This window comes from Geodermatophilus obscurus, from assembly GCF_900143215.1.
In the GTDB taxonomy this organism is placed as follows: domain Bacteria; phylum Actinomycetota; class Actinomycetes; order Mycobacteriales; family Geodermatophilaceae; genus Geodermatophilus; species Geodermatophilus obscurus_A.
Map to the genome: position 1 here is coordinate 68,945 of NZ_FRDM01000011.1, position 14,295 is coordinate 83,239.

Consider the following 14,295-nt stretch of genomic DNA (forward strand, 5'->3'; position numbering starts at 1 on the left):
GGCGCTCGTCGGTCGCGTCCCGCCGGGTGGGGTCACTTCTTGTCCTGGAGCTCGCCGCGCACGGACTCGGTCAGCTCGTCCCACGAGTCGGCGAACTTCTGCACGCCCTCGTCCTCGATCACCCGGAAGACGTCGTCGAGGTCGACGCCGGCGTCGGCGACGGCCTTCAGCACCGAGGCGGCGTCCTCGTAGGTCTGCTGGACCGGGGTGCCGGGCTCGCCGTGGTCGGCGTAGGCCTTCATCGTCTTCTCCGGCATGGTGTTCACCGTGCCGGGGGCGATGAGCTCGCTGACGTAGAGGGTGTCGGGGTACTCGGGGTTCTTCACGCCGGTGGAGGCCCACAGCGGCCGCTGCGGCCTGGCGCCCTTGGCCTCCAGCGCACTCCAGCGGTCGGAGGAGAAGACCTCCTCGTAGGCCTGGTAGGCCAGTTGCGCGTTGGCCAGCGCCGCCTTGCCCTTGAGGTGGTCGGCGCCCACCTTCTCCAGCCGCTTGTCGATCTCGGTGTCCACGCGGGACACGAAGAACGACGCCACCGAGGCGATGCCCGACAGGTTCGCGTCGGCGTCCTCGGCCAGCCGCTGCTCCAGCCCGGACAGGTAGGCGTCCATGACCGCCCGGTACCGCTCGAGGCTGAAGATGAGGGTGACGTTCACACTGATGCCCCGGGCGATGGACGTCGTGATGGCCGGGAGTCCGGCCTCGGTGGCCGGGATCTTGATGTAGAGGTTCGGCCGGTCGACCAGCCACCACAGGTGCGCGGCCTCGGCGGCCGTCGCGTCGGTGTCGTGGGCCAGGCCGGGAGCGACCTCCAGCGACACCCGGCCGTCGCCGGGCTGCCGCTCGGCGACCGGCCGGAGCAGGTCACAGGCGTCCCGGACGTCGGCGGCGGTGATGGTGCGCAGCGCCTCCTCCACGCTGACCGAGCGCACCGCGAGGGCGTGCAGCTGGTCGTCGTAGGACTCCGACCCGCTGATCGCCGCGGCGAAGATGGTCGGGTTGGTGGTGACGCCGACGACGCTGTACTCGTCGACCATCGACTGCAGGTTCCCGCTGCGGATGCGGTCGCGGGAGAGGTCGTCGAGCCAGACGGCGACCCCGGCCGACGACAGCTCGGCCAGCTTCTCGTTCTGTGCCATGTCCTTGCCTTCCTAGGTGGATCTGGAGCGGCCCTGTCGCAGGGACCCGGCCCGAGCTCGCGAGGGTCGGGGGGCGACAGGGTCCTTACAGATCGCCGGTGGGGTGGGGGAGGCCCCCTGTGGCTGCAACCGGGCCGGCGGGGACGGCGTTCCCCGCCCGGGCGGCCTCGATCGACTCGCGGGCAGCGGCCACGACGGCCTCGTCGGTGAGGCCGAACTGCTCGTACAGGACGGAGTAGGCGGCGCTGGCCCCGTAGTGGGTGAGGCCGACGATCCGGCCGGCGTCGCCGACGAACTCACGCCACCCCATGGGCACGCCGGCCTCGACGCTGACCCGGGCGCGGACGGTGGGCGGCAGCACGTCGTCCTTGTAGGCCTGGTCCTGGTCGGCGAACCACTCCACGCAGGGGACCGAGACCACCTGGGTCGGCACGCCGTCGGCCTCCAGGCGCTCCCGGGCGGCCACGGCGATCTGCACCTCGGAGCCGGTGCCGAGCAGGATCACCTCGGGGCTGCCGTTCGACGCCTCGACCAGCACGTAGGCCCCGCGGGCCACGCCTTCGGCCGAGCCGAACTCCGACCGGTCGAACACCGGCAGGTTCTGCCGGGACAGCAGCAGGCCGGCCGGGCGGTCGTTGTTCTCCAGCACGGTGCGCCAGGCGACGGCGACCTCGTTGGCGTCGGCCGGGCGGACGACGTCCAGCCCCGGGATGGCGCGCAGCGCGGCGAAGTGCTCGATCGGCTGGTGGGTCGGGCCGTCCTCGCCCAGGCCGATGGAGTCGTGCGTCCAGACGTAGGTGACCGGCAGCTGCATGAGCGCGGCCAGCCGCACCGCGCCGCGCATGTAGTCGGAGAAGGTGAGGAAGGTGCCGCCGTAGACGCGGGTGCCGCCGTGCAGGGCGATCCCGTTCATGATCGCGCCCATCCCGTGCTCGCGGACGCCGAAGTGCAGCGTGCGCCCGTACGGCCCGCCCGACCACATCTTCGTCTGCCGGTCGGCGGGCAGGAACGACGGTTCGCCCTTGACCGCGGTGTTGTTGCTCTCCGCCAGGTCGGCCGACCCGCCCCACAGCTCGGGCAGCACCGGGTAGAGCGCGGCGAGCACCTCGCCGGAGGCCTTGCGGGTGGCCACGCCCTTCGGGTCGGCGTCCCAGTCCGGGAGGGCCGTGCCGAAGCCCTCGGGCAGGGTGCGGGTGCGCATCCGGTCGAGCAGTGCGGCCGCGTCGGCGTTCTCGCGCTGCCAGGCGGCGAACCGTTCCTCCCACTCCGCGCGCGCCTTGCGGCCCTCCTCCACGACCGAGCGGGCGTGGGCCAGCACCTCGTCGTCGACGTCGAAGGTCTTATCCGGGTCGAAGCCGAGGATCTCCTTGGTGGCGCGCACCTCGTCCTCGCCGAGCGCCGAGCCGTGCGAGGCGCCGGTGTTCTGCTTGTTCGGGGCCGGCCAGGCGATGATCGTGCGGACCACGACGAGCGAGGGCCGGCCGGTCTCGGCCTTGGCGGCGGCGAAGGCCCGGTCGACCGCGGCCAGGTCCTCGCCGTCGTCGACGTGCTGCACGTGCCAGCCGTAGGCCTCGTAGCGCTTGCCGACGTCCTCGGTGAACGCGACGTTCGTGTCGTCCTCGATGGAGATGCTGTTGTCGTCGTAGACGAGGACCAGGTTGCCCAGCTGCTGCGTGCCGGCCAGCGACGACGCCTCGCCGCTGACGCCCTCCTCCATGTCGCCGTCGGAGGCGAAGCACCAGATGGTGTGGTCGAACAGGCTCTCGCCGTCGGGGGCGTCGGGGTCGAGCAGGCCGCGCTCGCGGCGGGCGGCCATCGCCATCCCGACGGCGTTGCCGACGCCCTGGCCCAGCGGGCCGGTCGTCGTCTCCACGCCCGGCGTGTGGTTGACCTCGGGGTGGCCGGGGGTCCTCGAGCCCCAGGTGCGCAGCGCCTGCAGGTCCGCCAGCTCCAGGCCGTAGCCGGAGAGGTAGAGCTGGATGTACAGGGTCAGGCTCGAGTGGCCCATGGACAGCACGAAGCGGTCGCGGGCCACCCAGTTCGGGTCGCTGGGGTCGTGCCTGAGCCACTTGTGGAACAGCAGGTAGGCGGTCGGGGCCATGCTCATCGCCGTCCCCGGGTGGCCGTTGCCCACCTTCTGGACGGCGTCCATCGCCAGCACCCGCGCGGTGTCGATGGCGCGGCGGTCGAGCTCCCCGAAGCCGTCGGGGAGGGTCGGGTGCGGCTGGCGCGGATCGCCGGTCGGTGCGTCGGTGGCGGCCTCGGCCGGAGCCTCGGCCGCGGTGCTCTTCGTCGCGTCGTCGGTGGTCATCGGTCTGTCGTGCTCCCTCGGGTCGGCCGTGCGGGACCGCCCGGGTGCGCTGCGGCGACCTGTCGACCCGGGCGGACGGCGGTGCCTGGCCCCAGCGACCGGCCTCGCGTCAGCTCCGGCCCGGCTGCTCGTTGCCAGGACGCACCGTCATCGTTGTCGGCCCTACCCGCTGCGTGCGCAGCACCAACGTGGTCGACCCTAGTGGTCTGCTCAGGGAGGAGACCCTGGTCATGCCCACCGGAGGACGGGGTGGCCGCGGGCTACAGTTGGGCCGTTCTCCCGTCCCCGGTCGAAAGGGACCCCGTGCTGTTCCCGTACCTGGTGGAGCCGTGCCCGGTGGTGCCCTGCTGGCGTGCCGACACCCCGTCGGTGGCCGCCCGGTGACGACGCTCTCCGAACGCCCGGCCGTCCAGGGCCGGCGCCTGTCGGCCACGATCCGCGCCTACGTCGCGCTGACCAAGCCGCGGATCATCGAGCTGCTGCTCATCACGACCCTGCCGGCGATGATGCTCGCCGTCGGCGGGCTGCCCTCCTGGGAGCTGCTGCTGGCCACCATGGCCGGCGGCACCCTCGCCGCCGCCGCGGCCAACGTCTTCAACTGCTGGTACGACCGCGACATCGATCGGCTCATGCACCGGACGGAGCGCCGTCCGCTGGTCACCGGCGAGATGACACCGCGCGCCGCACTGGTGTTCGGCCTGGTGCTCACGGTCCTGTCGGTCGCGCTGCTGTACGTCACGACCACGCCGCTGGCCGCCGTCCTGGCCCTGGGCGCTATCGCCTACTACGCCGTGGTCTACACGATCGTGCTGAAGCGGCACACCCGGCACTCGACCCTGTTCGGCGGAGTGCCCGGGGCGGCGCCGGTGCTCATCGGCTGGGCCGCGGTCACCGGCACGCTGGCCTGGCCCGCGGTGGTCTTCTTCGGCGTCGTCTTCTGCTGGCAGCTGCCGCACTTCTGGGCGCTGGCCATGCGGTTCCGCGCCGACTACGCGCGCGCCGACGTCCCGATGCTCCCGGTGGTGGCCAGCCCGTTGTCGGTCGGTCGGCAGACCGTCGTCTGGACCTGGCTGACCGTCGCGGTCTCGCTGCTGCTGTGGCCGGTGGCCGACGGCTACGGCATCGGCTGGGTGTACACCGCCGCCGCGGCCGCGCTGGGGGGCTGGTTCGTCGTCGAGGCGCACCGGCTGCTGCGGCGCATCCGCTCCGGTGCGGAGACCAGGCCGATGAAGCTGTTCCACGTCTCGATCACCTACATGACCCTGCTCTCCATCGCGATCATCGTCGACGTCCTGGTCTGAAGAAGGGCCCCGTCCTCCCCATCCTTCGCAGGCTCCGGGCGGGGCCGGCGGTGACGTCGCGGTGACGTCGGGGTGACGGATCTCGCCTAGCCTGTGCGGCGCCTGCGGGACGCTGTCGGGGAGGTCGCCATGCGGGATCGTCGACGGGCGCCACTGGTCCTGCTGGCCGTGCTGCTCGGCGCGCTCGCCGCGCCGGCGGCAGCGCAGGCGGACCCGCCCCGAGAAGCCGACGACCCCGAACTGCTGGTCACCGGCCTGGCGGGGGGCTCGGGCAGCACGGTGGGTCCCGACGGCGCGCTGTACGTGCCCGAACCCGTCTCGGGTGAGGTCTCCCGGATCGACCCGGACACCGGAGAGACGACGGTCGTCGCCTCGTGCCTGCCTCCGCAGGTGCTGGTGGGGGACGCCGGCGGCGCCATGGACGTCGCGTTCCTCGACTCGACGATGTACGCCCTCACCTCGATGGTCAGCGCGGACGTCGGTGGCAGCGCCGTGACCGGCGTCTTCCGCGTCGAGGACGACACCTGTGAGGTCGTCGCCGACATCGGCGCGTGGACGATCGAGAACCCGCCGCCCCCGGACTTCGACTTCTTCGTGCCCACCGGTGTGCCGTACGCGATGGAGGCGTACCGGGGCGGCTTCCTCGTCACCGACGGGCACGCCAACCGCGTGCTGCAGGTGACCCTGGACGGTGAGGTCCGCACGGTGCTGCAGCTCGGCAACGTCGTCCCGCTCGGGCTCGACCTCGTGGACCGCACGGTGTACCTCTCCCTGGCCGGCCCCGTCCCCCACCTGCCGGAGGACGGCCAGGTGCTGTCGTTCGACCTGCGGTCGGCCGATCCCGAGCTCGTCGCCTCGGGCGGACGGTTGCTCGTCGACGTGGAGGCGGGCCGGCACGCGCTGTACGCGCTCGCGCAGGGCGACTTCCCCGAGGGCGGGCCGGAGGGGGCACCGGCGCTGCCGGACACCGGCCGGCTGCTGGTGGCGGACCGGGACGGCGGCTTCGACGTGGTCGCCGCCGGACTGGACCGCCCGACGTCGATGGAGCTCGTCGACGGGACCGCCTACGTGGTCACCTACGACGGCGAGGTCTGGCGGGTCGGGGACCTGCCGGACGGCCGGCACCGCTGACCCGGCCGGGCCCGGCGTCAGCGCGCAGCGGAGGCCGGGACCTGCGGGGACTCCAGCGGCAGCTCGGACGCCGGCCCGCGGACGGACCACACCAGCCGGGCCGTGTACGCCGTCACCAGCACCGCGCCGAGCATGTGCAGCAGCACGAGCGCGATCGGCAGGTCGGTGAAGTACTGCACGTAGCCGACGACACCCTGCGCCAGCTGGACGACCAGCAGGTCGCGCGCCGCCCGCCTCACGCGGCCGGGGGCGTCCGTGGCGTGCAGCGCCACGAGCAGCGCGACGGTCAGCCCGACCAGCAGGAACACCGCGTCGGCGTGCAGCTGGCTGACCAGCTCGACGTCGAAGCCCATCCGGTCGCCGGTCGGGACGTCGTCCTCGTCGACGTCCCCGCTGTGCGGCCCGCTGCCGGTCACCAGCGTGCCGAGCACCAGGACGACGGCCGTGACGGCGGCGACCCCGGTCACCAGCAGGCCCAGCGGACGGCGCAGCAGCGGCTGGCCCACCCCGGGCTCGCGGGAGCGCAGCCACAGCACGGTGGCCAGCGCGATCAGCACGATCGACACGAGGAAGTGCGCCGCGACCGTCCACGGGTTCAGGCCGGTGAGCACGGTGACCCCGCCGAGCAGCGCCTGCGCGGGGACGCCGAGGAAGGTCAGGACCGCCAGCAGGCGCAGGTCGCGGCGCGCGGACCGCCACACCGCGACGACGGTGGCGATGGCGACCGCGGCGAGCACGAAGGTGAGCAGCCGGTTGCCGAACTCGATGACGCCGTGGCCGGCCAGTTCGGGCGTGGCGACGAAGCTCTCGCTCGTGCACCGCGGCCAGGTCGGGCAGCCCAGGCCCGAGCCGGTGAGCCGGACGGCGCCGCCGGTGACGACGATCGCGCCGTTGGCGACGGCGTTGGCCAGGGCGAGCCGCGAGACGACGGCGGAGGAGACCGGCACGAGCCGATGCTAGCCGCGCGGACGGGCACCCCCGGTCCGCCCGGGGCGGAGGGCGGGGCGGGAGGAGCAGCCGGCGTCCTGCGGTGTGCCGGGCGCGAGTGACCGGGGCCCGTTCCCGGCCGGCGCCGGGTCCGTGCCCGGCTTAGGTCGCCCTTGCTTGCACGCGCCGGGAAATAGGTAACACTTGTGTTGTGGAAAGCAGCACGGTGCAGGTGGGCGGCGGGGCGAGCACCCCGGCCCGGCCCTCGCCGTCCGCCGACGACGGGCCCACGCGGCACCGCGTCACCGCCCTGCTGCTGGAGCACGGCCCGCAGACCGCGACCGAGCTCGCCGAGCAGCTGGGCGTCTCGCCGACCGCCGTCCGCCGGCACCTCGACGCGCTGGTCTCCACCGGCCGCGTCGAGGAGCGGCACGCTCCCGGCACCCCGCGGGGGCGCGGCCGCCCGGCCCGGCTGTTCCACCTGACCGACGCCGGCCGCTCGGACTTCCCGCACGCCTACGACGACCTCGCGCTGACCGCGCTGCGGTTCGTCGCGGCGCAGGGCGGGCCGGACGCGGTCCGCGCCGTCGCCGAGGCGCAGCTCGCCGGGCTGGAGCAGCGCTGCTCGGCCGCGGTGGAGGCAGCACCGGGCGCCCCGGTCGACCGGGCCCAGGCCCTCGCCGGCGCGCTCACGGCCGAGGGCTACGCTGCCTCGGCCTCGGCGATCTCCGGCGGCGGGCAGCTCTGCCAGCACCACTGCCCGGTCGCGCACGTGGCAGCGGAGTTCCCGCAGCTGTGCGAGGCCGAGACGGCGGTGATCGGCCGGCTCGTCGGCACGCACGTGCAGCGGCTGGCCACGATCGCCCACGGCGACGGGGTGTGCACCACGCACATCCCGGGGCCGGTCCGCCGCAGGTACGACGAAGACCGGCCCCGTCCGGAGGCTCACCCCGAGCCCCGGTGGCCCCGTCCGGAGGCTCGTCCCGAGCCTGCGAGGGATGGGAGGGACGGGGTCCTTCCCGAGGAGGACGGGGTCCTTCCTCACACGCGCGCGGGGAACAGATCGGGCCCCGCGAGCCCTGTACCGGACGAGCGCGCGGCGCACCGGCTCCGAGCCGGTGGACGCCCCGCCCCGTCCACCAGCAGCACCCCCACGAACGACCGGGAGAGGACGCCCGCATGACCAGCACGCAGCAGCCGGCAGCCACGGCGGCACAGCCGCTGACGCAGGACGAGCAGATCGACCAGCTCGGCCGGTACCAGTACGGCTGGGCGGACGCCGACGTCGCCGGGGCCTCCGCCCGCCGCGGCCTGGACGAGGACGTCGTCCGGGACATCTCGGCCCGCAAGAACGAGCCCGAGTGGATGCTCGAGCGGCGGCTCAAGGCCCTGAAGCTGTTCGGCCGCAAGCCCATGCCCGACTGGGGCTCGGACCTGTCCGGGATCGACTTCCAGAACATCAAGTACTTCGTGCGCTCCACCGAGGCCCAGGCGGCCTCGTGGGAGGACCTGCCCGACGACATCAAGAACACCTACGACCGGCTGGGCATCCCCGAGGCCGAGAAGCAGCGGCTGGTCTCCGGTGTCGCCGCCCAGTACGAGTCCGAGGTCGTCTACCACCAGATCCAGAAGGAGCTGGAGGACCAGGGCGTCGTCTTCCTGGACACCGACTCGGCGCTCAAGGAGCACCCGGAGATCTTCCAGGAGTACTTCGGCTCTGTCATCCCGTCCGGCGACAACAAGTTCGCCGCGCTGAACACCGCCGTGTGGTCGGGCGGCTCGTTCATCTACGTGCCCAAGGGCGTGCACGTCGACATCCCGCTGCAGGCCTACTTCCGGATCAACACCGAGAACATGGGCCAGTTCGAGCGGACGCTGATCATCGTCGACGAGGGCGCGTACGTGCACTACGTCGAGGGCTGCACCGCGCCGATCTACAAGTCCGACTCGCTGCACTCCGCGGTCGTCGAGATCATCGTCAAGAAGAACGCGCGCTGCCGGTACACGACCATCCAGAACTGGTCGAACAACGTCTACAACCTGGTCACCAAGCGGGCGATCGCCCACGAGGGCGCGACCATGGAGTGGGTCGACGGCAACCTCGGCTCCAAGGTCACCATGAAGTACCCGGCGGTCTGGATGACCGGCGAGCACGCCAAGGGCGAGGTGCTCTCCATCGCCTTCGCCGGCGAGGGCCAGCACCAGGACGCCGGCGCCAAGATGGTGCACGCCGCGCCGAACACCTCCTCGACGATCGTGTCGAAGTCCGTCGCCCGGGGCGGCGGCCGCACGTCCTACCGCGGCCTGGTCCAGGTCGACGAGGGCGCGCACGGCTCGAGGTCGACGGTGAAGTGCGACGCGCTGCTGGTCGACACGATCAGCCGGTCGGACACCTACCCCTACGTCGACGTCCGCGAGGACGACGTCGCGATGGGTCACGAGGCGACCGTCTCCCGGGTCAGCGACGACCAGCTCTTCTACCTGATGAGCCGCGGTCTGTCGGAGGACGAGGCGATGGCGATGGTGGTCCGCGGGTTCGTGGAGCCGATCGCCCGCGAGCTCCCGATGGAGTACGCCCTCGAGCTGAACCGCCTGATCGAGCTGCAGATGGAAGGTGCCGTCGGCTGATGCCGTCCCAGGACAACCCCAGCACCACCGGTCTGACCACGGAGTCGGCAACCCTCGCCGGCGAGCTGTTCGGCGAGGGGGTGGGCACCCAGGCCGGCCCGCCCGCCACGCCGGCCGCGGGCACCGGCACCGCCGGGCAGGTCGCGCCGGGCGCGCACTCGCACGGCGGCCCGGCCCCGACCGGCTCGCCGGCCGAGCGGTTCACCTCGACCGACCCGGACGCCTTCGGCGTGCCCACCGGCCGCGAGGAGACCTGGCGCTTCACCCCGATGAAGCGCATCCGCCCGCTGCTGGACGGCGCTCCGTCGGACGCCCACCTGCAGTGGGACACCGACCTGCCCGAGGGCGTCGAGCTGACCAGCGTCGAGGCCGACGACCCACTGCTCAAGGGCCTGCCCGAGCCGGTCGACCGGCTGGCCGCCCTGGCCCGGCAGCGCAGCGGCGGCGCGGCCGTCGTGCGGGTGCGGCCCGAGGTCGTGCTCGACGGCCCGGTCACCCTGCGGCTGTCGGGCACCGGCTCCGACGACGTCGTGTGGGGCCAGCTCGTGATCGAGGTCGGCGCCTTCGCCCAGGCGACCGTCGTCCTCGACCACAGCGGCCTGGCGAGGTACGCCGGCGGCGTCGCCGTCCTCGTCGGTGACGGCGCGCAGGTCCGCGTCGTCTCGGTGCAGGACTGGGCGCCCGGTGCGGTCCACGGCGGGCAGCTGGACGCCGTCGTCGGCCGCGACGCCACCTTCACGCAGGTCGTGGTCACCCTCGGCGGTGACCTGGTGCGGCTGGTCAGCAACGTCCAGTACGCCGGCCCCGGCGGGACGGCAGAGCTCTTCGGCGTCTACTTCTCCGACGAGACCCAGCACCAGGAGCACCGGCTCTGGGTGGACCACGCGGTGCCCAACTGCACCAGCAACGTGCTCTACAAGGGCGCGCTGCAGGGCGAGGGCGCGCGCACGGTCTGGATCGGCGACGTCCGGATCCGGCCCGCGGCCACGGGCACCGACACCTACGAGCTCAACCGCAACCTGGTCCTCACCGACGGCGCCCGCGCCGACTCGGTGCCCAACCTGGAGATCGAGACCGGCGAGATCGTCGGCGCCGGCCACGCCAGCGCCACCGGCCGGTTCGACGACGAGCAGCTGTTCTACCTCTGCTCGCGGGGCATCGACGCGGAGACCGCGCGCCGCCTGGTCGTCCGCGGCTTCTTCGCCGACGTCGTCCAGCGCATCGGGATCGACGAGCTGCAGGACCGGCTGATGCGCAGCATCGAGACCCGTCTTGGTGCGCTGCCCGGCCTGGACGAGCAGCCGGTCGAGGTGGCCTGACCCATGGCCTTCGAGCGGGTCTGCAGACTCTCGGAGGTGCCGGAGAACGGGGCCCTGCGGGTCGAGCTGTCCGACATCGACGTGGCCGTCGTCCGGTACGAGGACGACGTGTACGCGATCCAGGACGTCTGCTCGCACGCCGAGGTGCCGCTGTCGGAGGGCGACGTCGAGGAGTTCGACGGGGCCCCCACCATCGAGTGCTGGCTGCACGGGTCGTGCTTCGACCTGCGCACCGGCGAGCCCACCAACCTGCCGGCCACCGAGCCGGTCGACGTCTACCCGGTCCGCGTGGAGGGGGAGGACGTGCTCGTCGACACGGAGGCAAGCGCTGTGTCCGACGACGTCCTGCCCCGCGCGGCCGGCAACTGAGGAGCGAGAAGAGAAGTGTCCGTTCTGGAGATCCGCGACCTGCACGTCACCGTCGGCGAGGGTGACGACGCCAAGGAGATCCTCCGCGGCGTCGACCTGACCATCCGGTCGGGCGAGACGCACGCGATCATGGGGCCGAACGGGTCGGGCAAGTCGACCCTGGCCTACTCGATCGCCGGCCACCCCAAGTACACGATCACCGGCGGCACGGTGACCCTCGACGGCGAGGACGTCCTCGCGATGACCGTCGACGAGCGCGCCCGCGCCGGCCTGTTCCTGGCCATGCAGTACCCGGTCGAGGTCCCCGGCGTCTCGGTGTCGAACTTCCTGCGCACCGCCGCCACCGCCATCAAGGGCGAGGCCCCCAAGCTGCGGACCTGGGTCAGGGACGTCAAGACCGAGATGGCCGGCCTCGAGATGGACCCGGCGTTCGCCGAGCGCAACGTCAACGAGGGCTTCTCCGGCGGTGAGAAGAAGCGCCACGAGATCCTGCAGATGCGGCTGCTCAAGCCCCGCATCGCGATCCTCGACGAGACCGACTCCGGCCTCGACGTCGACGCGCTCCGGGTCGTCTCCGAGGGCGTCAACCGCACCCGCGAGGAGGGGGACGTCGGCGTCATGCTGATCACCCACTACACGCGGATCCTGCGCTACATCAAGCCCGACTTCGTGCACGTCTTCGTCGCCGGCCGGGTCGTGGACGAGGGCGGCCCGGAGCTGGCGGCCAAGCTCGAGGAAGAGGGCTACGCCGCCTACGTCAAGGACTCCAACGAGCAGGCGAGCATCGAGAAGGCCGCCGCGGAGGTCGTTCAGGCATGACCCAGACCGTCTCGCGTCCCGGTGCCGGGGCGCGGAAGGCGCCCCTGCCCCTGGACGTCGAGGCGATCCGGGCGGACTTCCCGATCCTGTCCCGCACCGTGCGGGACGGGAAGCGGCTGGTCTACCTGGACTCCGGGGCCACCGCGCAGAAGCCGCTCAGCGTCCTGGACGCCGAGCGCGACTTCTACCTGACCTGCAACGCCGCACCGCACCGGGGCGCGCACCAGCTCGCCGAGGAGGCGACCGCCCGCTACGAGGCGGCCCGCGCCACCATCGGCGCCTTCATCGGCGCGCCGGCCGACGAGGTCGTCTTCACCCGCAACAGCACCGAGGCGATCAACCTGGTCGCCTACGCGCTGTCGAACGCGGCCACCGCCAAGGAGCCGGAGTTCCGGCGGTACGCCGTCGGGCAGGGCGACGAGATCGTCGTCACCGAGATGGAGCACCACGCCAACCTGGTGCCCTGGCAGCAGCTGTGCGAGCGGACCGGCGCCACGCTGCGCTGGCTCGGGCTGACCGACGACGGCCGGCTGGACCTCTCCGACCTCGGCACCGTGGTCAACGAGCGGACCAAGCTCGTCGCGGTCACCCAGCAGTCGAACATCCTCGGCACGATCAACCCGCTCGAGGACATCGTCGCCCGGGCCCGGAAGGTCGGCGCCCTGCTGCTGGTCGACGGCGCGCAGTCGGTGCCGCACCAGCCGGTCGACGTGACCACGCTCGGTGCCGACTTCCTGGTGTTCTCCGGCCACAAGATGCTGGGCCCGACGGGCGTCGGCGTCCTGTGGGGCTGCTACGAGGTGCTCGACGCGCTGCCGCCGTTCCTCACCGGCGGCTCGATGATCGAGGTCGTGCGGATGGAGGGCAGCACCTTCATGCCGCCGCCGCAGCGCTTCGAGGCCGGCGTGCCGATGACCGCACAGGTGATCGGGCTGGCCGCGGCCGTCGAGTACCTGCAGCAGCTGGGCATGGACCGGGTGCAGGCGCACGAGGAGGCGCTGACCGGTTACGCGCTGGCGAAGCTGGCCGAGATCCCCGGCGTCACGGTGATCGGCCCGCCGGACACCGTCGCCCGCGGCGGCGCGGTCTCCTTCACCGTCGAGGGCATCCACCCGCACGACGTGGGCCAGGTGCTGGACGACCTCGGCGTCGAGGTCCGGGTCGGTCACCACTGCGCCTGGCCGGTGGTGCGCCGCTACGGCGTCCCGGCCACGACGCGGGCCACCTTCTACGTGCACACCGGCTACGACGACATCGACGCGCTGGCCGACGCCATCCGGGAAGCCCAGCGCTTCTTCGGTGTTGCACAGGGCGAGGTGAGCTGATGCAGCTGCAGTCGATGTACCAGGAGATCATCCTGGACCACTACCGCAACCCGCACGGCCGCGGGCTGCGCGAGCCGTTCGAGGCCGAGGTGCACCACGTCAACCCGACGTGTGGTGACGAGGTCACCCTGCGGGTGCACCTGGACGGCGACACCCTCGCCGACGTCTCCTACGAGGGGATGGGTTGCTCGATCAGCCAGGCGTCGGTGTCGGCGATGTACGAGCTCGTCGTCGGCAAGTCGGTGCCCGAGGCGCTGGAGACCGGCGAGCACTTCATGACGCTGATGCAGAGCAAGGGTGACGCGTCGGTGGCCGAGAAGCTCGAGGACGAGCTGGAGGACGCCGTCGCGTTCGCCGGCGTGTCGAAGTACCCGGCGCGGATCAAGTGCGCGCTGATGAGCTGGATGGCCCTCAAGGACGCGTCCGCCCGGGCACTGGCGGCCACCGCCGCGCCGGGCACCCACCCCACCACCCCAGTTGGAGGCGACAAGGCATGAGCGAGACCACCGAGAACGCCACCCCCGCGACCGACGGGGCGCCGGGCGACCTCCCGGCTCACAAGTCAGCGCTGCTCGAGGACGTCGAGGAGGCGATGCGCGACGTCGTCGACCCCGAGCTCGGCGTCAACGTCGTCGACCTCGGCCTGGTCTACGGCATCGACGTCGTCGACGAGGTCGCGGTCATCGACATGACGCTGACCTCCGCGGCCTGTCCGCTGACCGACGTCATCGAGGATCAGGCGCGCCAGGCCCTCACCGGCGGTCCCGGCCCCGGCCTGGTCGACGACATCCGGATCAACTGGGTCTGGATGCCGCCGTGGGGCCCGGACAAGATCACCGACGACGGCCGCGAGCAGCTGCGCGCCCTCGGCTTCCGCGTCTGAGGGAGGACCCCTCCGCCCCCCACCCCTCGCACGCTCGGGGCGGGCCCCTGTAGAGGGGCCGCGTCTGCCCCCACCGTTCGCAGGCTCGCGGCGGGTCCCTGCAGGGGCCGCCATCGACACCGCGACGGCCCGCAGCCGCCTGCCGG

13 protein-coding genes are annotated in these 14,295 nt (G+C 72.6%); 10 read left to right on the forward strand and 3 right to left on the reverse strand.

Going from position 1 to position 14,295, the window contains the following annotated elements; translation table 11 throughout:
- Positions 1-32: 32 nt before the first annotated feature.
- Together tal and tkt are read right to left on the reverse strand one after the other, a co-directional pair.
- Positions 33-1,136, reverse strand: a complete 1,104-nt coding sequence (gene tal, locus BUB17_RS12500; RefSeq protein WP_072918407.1) for a transaldolase — start codon at positions 1,134-1,136, stop codon at positions 33-35.
- A gap of 85 nt (positions 1,137-1,221) precedes the next feature.
- Positions 1,222-3,447, reverse strand: coding sequence for a transketolase (gene tkt, locus BUB17_RS12505; RefSeq protein ID WP_072918408.1), 2,226 nt, complete (start codon positions 3,445-3,447; stop codon positions 1,222-1,224).
- Positions 3,448-3,827: 380 nt separating this feature from the next.
- Here tkt and BUB17_RS12510 point away from each other — a divergent pair, with 380 nt between their 5' ends.
- On the forward strand, positions 3,828-4,748 hold the full coding sequence (locus BUB17_RS12510; protein ID WP_083606305.1) for a heme o synthase: 921 nt from the start codon (positions 3,828-3,830) through the stop codon (positions 4,746-4,748).
- Positions 4,749-4,877: 129 nt separating this feature from the next.
- Positions 4,878-5,879 carry a ScyD/ScyE family protein gene (locus tag BUB17_RS12515; RefSeq protein ID WP_141243008.1) on the forward strand — a complete coding sequence of 334 codons (1,002 nt, stop codon included), beginning with the start codon at positions 4,878-4,880 and terminating at the stop codon, positions 5,877-5,879.
- 17 nt (positions 5,880-5,896) lie between these two features.
- On the opposite strand, the gene BUB17_RS12520 is transcribed toward BUB17_RS12515, so the two are convergent.
- Complete coding sequence (locus tag BUB17_RS12520; protein WP_072918413.1) at positions 5,897-6,826, reverse strand: COX15/CtaA family protein; 930 nt, start codon at positions 6,824-6,826, stop codon at positions 5,897-5,899.
- 191 nt (positions 6,827-7,017) lie between these two features.
- Here BUB17_RS12520 and BUB17_RS12525 point away from each other — a divergent pair, with 191 nt between their 5' ends.
- The 8 genes from BUB17_RS12525 to BUB17_RS12560 are packed head-to-tail and all read left to right on the forward strand — an operon-like array spanning position 7,018 to position 14,149.
- Positions 7,018-7,989 (forward strand): helix-turn-helix transcriptional regulator, encoded by a 972-nt coding sequence (locus BUB17_RS12525; RefSeq protein WP_244277183.1) that lies wholly within the window; start codon positions 7,018-7,020, stop codon positions 7,987-7,989.
- On the forward strand, positions 7,986-9,434 hold the full coding sequence (gene sufB / locus BUB17_RS12530; RefSeq protein WP_072918415.1) for a Fe-S cluster assembly protein SufB: 1,449 nt from the start codon (positions 7,986-7,988) through the stop codon (positions 9,432-9,434). The genes BUB17_RS12525 and sufB overlap by 4 nt, the downstream gene beginning before the upstream one ends.
- Complete coding sequence (sufD, locus tag BUB17_RS12535; RefSeq protein ID WP_141243009.1) at positions 9,434-10,753, forward strand: Fe-S cluster assembly protein SufD; 1,320 nt, start codon at positions 9,434-9,436, stop codon at positions 10,751-10,753. Before sufB ends, sufD begins: the two co-directional genes overlap by 1 nt.
- A gap of 3 nt (positions 10,754-10,756) precedes the next feature.
- Complete coding sequence (locus tag BUB17_RS12540; protein WP_072918417.1) at positions 10,757-11,122, forward strand: non-heme iron oxygenase ferredoxin subunit; 366 nt, start codon at positions 10,757-10,759, stop codon at positions 11,120-11,122.
- Between the two features lie 15 nt (positions 11,123-11,137).
- A complete protein-coding gene (gene sufC / locus BUB17_RS12545; protein WP_072918418.1) occupies positions 11,138-11,941 on the forward strand; it encodes a Fe-S cluster assembly ATPase SufC in 804 nt (267 codons plus the stop codon).
- Positions 11,938-13,266, forward strand: coding sequence for a cysteine desulfurase (locus tag BUB17_RS12550; RefSeq protein WP_072918420.1), 1,329 nt, complete (start codon positions 11,938-11,940; stop codon positions 13,264-13,266). Before sufC ends, BUB17_RS12550 begins: the two co-directional genes overlap by 4 nt.
- Positions 13,266-13,763, forward strand: coding sequence for a Fe-S cluster assembly sulfur transfer protein SufU (gene sufU, locus BUB17_RS12555; RefSeq protein WP_072918421.1), 498 nt, complete (start codon positions 13,266-13,268; stop codon positions 13,761-13,763). Before BUB17_RS12550 ends, sufU begins: the two co-directional genes overlap by 1 nt.
- Positions 13,760-14,149, forward strand: a complete 390-nt coding sequence (locus tag BUB17_RS12560) for a metal-sulfur cluster assembly factor (RefSeq protein ID WP_072918423.1) — start codon at positions 13,760-13,762, stop codon at positions 14,147-14,149. The genes sufU and BUB17_RS12560 overlap by 4 nt, the downstream gene beginning before the upstream one ends.
- Positions 14,150-14,295: the final 146 nt, after the last annotated feature.

Coding starts and splice junctions, on each gene's coding strand:
- BUB17_RS12540 (WP_072918417.1), top strand. CDS start 10,757: ATGGCCTTCGAGCGGGTCTGCAGACTCTCGGAGGTGCCGGAGAACGGG.
- sufB (WP_072918415.1), top strand. CDS start 7,986: ATGACCAGCACGCAGCAGCCGGCAGCCACGGCGGCACAGCCGCTGACG.
- tkt (WP_072918408.1), bottom strand. CDS start 3,447: ATGACCACCGACGACGCGACGAAGAGCACCGCGGCCGAGGCTCCGGCC.
- sufD (WP_141243009.1), top strand. CDS start 9,434: ATGCCGTCCCAGGACAACCCCAGCACCACCGGTCTGACCACGGAGTCG.
- sufU (WP_072918421.1), top strand. CDS start 13,266: ATGCAGCTGCAGTCGATGTACCAGGAGATCATCCTGGACCACTACCGC.
- BUB17_RS12550 (WP_072918420.1), top strand. CDS start 11,938: ATGACCCAGACCGTCTCGCGTCCCGGTGCCGGGGCGCGGAAGGCGCCC.
- BUB17_RS12560 (WP_072918423.1), top strand. CDS start 13,760: ATGAGCGAGACCACCGAGAACGCCACCCCCGCGACCGACGGGGCGCCG.
- tal (WP_072918407.1), bottom strand. CDS start 1,136: ATGGCACAGAACGAGAAGCTGGCCGAGCTGTCGTCGGCCGGGGTCGCC.
- BUB17_RS12515 (WP_141243008.1), top strand. CDS start 4,878: ATGCGGGATCGTCGACGGGCGCCACTGGTCCTGCTGGCCGTGCTGCTC.